The organism is Cupriavidus phytohabitans (assembly GCF_000426345.1).
In the GTDB taxonomy this organism is placed as follows: Bacteria; Pseudomonadota; Gammaproteobacteria; order Burkholderiales; family Burkholderiaceae; genus Cupriavidus.
Genome location: NZ_AUFE01000223.1, coordinates 1 through 1527, shown reverse-complemented (window position 1 = coordinate 1527; position 1527 = coordinate 1). Strand labels below are relative to the sequence as shown.

Genomic DNA, 1527 nt, shown 5'->3' with positions numbered 1-1527 from the left:
TCACGCATCGCCTTGATCCTGCCGCGTTTGACGGCCACCTGCCACTTCACGGTCTTGCCTTGCATCTCGTCGCGCTTGTCCACGCCCGTGTAGCCCGCGTCGCCAAACGCGTGCTCCTCGTGGCCATGCAGCAAGGCATGCGCCTGCGACACGACCGACTCGTTCGCTGCGGTGCCCACCACGCTGTGTACCAGTCCAGACGCCGCATCCACGCCGAGATGGGCTTTCATGCCAAAGTGCCATTCGTTGCCCTTCTTGGTCTGGTGCATCTCCGGGTCGCGGCTCTTCTCCTTGTTCTTGGTCGACGGTGGCGCCTCGATGATGGTGGCATCCACAATGGTGCCTTCCTTCATCATCAGCCCCCGCTCGCATAGCATGATGCCGATCTCGTCGAACAGCTTTCGGGTCAGTTCATGCGCGACGAGCAAGCGGCGACACTTGAGCAGCGTCGTGGCGTCAGGCACCGCTTCGACGGCCAAGTCGATCCCGGCGAACGCGCGCAGTGCCATGCTGTCGTAGAGCGCATCTTCCAGCGCCTCGTCCGACAGTCCATACCACTGCTGAAGGAAATAGATCCGCAGCATCCGCTCCAGTCCGATCGGAGGCCGCCCACGTCTGCCCTTGGGGTAGTACGGCTCGACCACCGCTATCAGGCGCGCCCACGGCACAACGCGTTCCATCTCTGCCAGGAAGCGCTGGCGTCGCGTTACCCGCTTGTGACCGTGGCCTTCGGCTTCTGCAAAACTGATCTGACGCTTCATCTCGACTCATCTTTTGAGGCACATACAGGACAACGCTCACAACCCATTCAACGATGACGGCCGCACTGAATAAATCAGTCTTTCCCTAGCTGGGGAAAGGAACGGCGGTTTTGATGGCGGGCCGGGAACCATGAGGGCCGGCAGTCAGCTTTCCTCGTCCTCTTCATCGGCCGTCGCCTGGAGCATGCGCGCCCAGTACTCGGGGTCGGCGTAATAGGAGGCGAGTGCGTCGATGTCGACGGGCGTGGTCGCAGCACCGAAATCCATGGCGCCGAACAGGTTGACGTATCGCCAGGCGACCGGCGACATGCCTGCGATAAACGTCATGGCGGCCTCGTCACCCGCAGCCCGCTTCTGCTCGTGGACGCGCGAGAGCAAGGCTGTGTTGTAGTGAATGATGGCGTTGGCGATCAGGCGTGCGCACTCGTTCCACAGTTGCTGCTCGGCTTCGGTGTGCACGCGCAGCCTGCCGCCATTGACAAAGGCGACCGCACGACGCAGCCGGTGATACGCTTCACCACGATTGAGGGCCTTCTGTATGGACCGGCGCAGGTCGACATCGTTGATGAAGCGCAGGATATGGCGCGTGCGGCAGAGGCTGTCGAGCTCCCAGAGCGCCTTCTTCGTCTGGTTCTGACGCTTGTAGCTCGAGAGCTTGCGCACGATGGTGGCTTGCGAGACCTGCTTCTGGCCGAGCGAGGCCATGATGCGCTGGATGGCGGGCCATTCGCGGATGATCAGCTCATCATTGGATTTGCGCGATGGC

General features: G+C 62.0%; 2 protein-coding genes. Both read right to left on the bottom strand.

What is annotated here, in order from left to right; genetic code table 11:
- On the bottom strand, nucleotides 1-761 hold a 761-nt coding region (locus K309_RS0134870), incomplete at its 3' end, for an IS5 family transposase (RefSeq protein WP_029050471.1).
- A 144-nt stretch (nucleotides 762-905) separates the two neighbouring features.
- The coding region (locus K309_RS38950) for a Tn3 family transposase (protein ID WP_035878950.1) at nucleotides 906-1527 on the bottom strand (622 nt) is incomplete at its 5' end.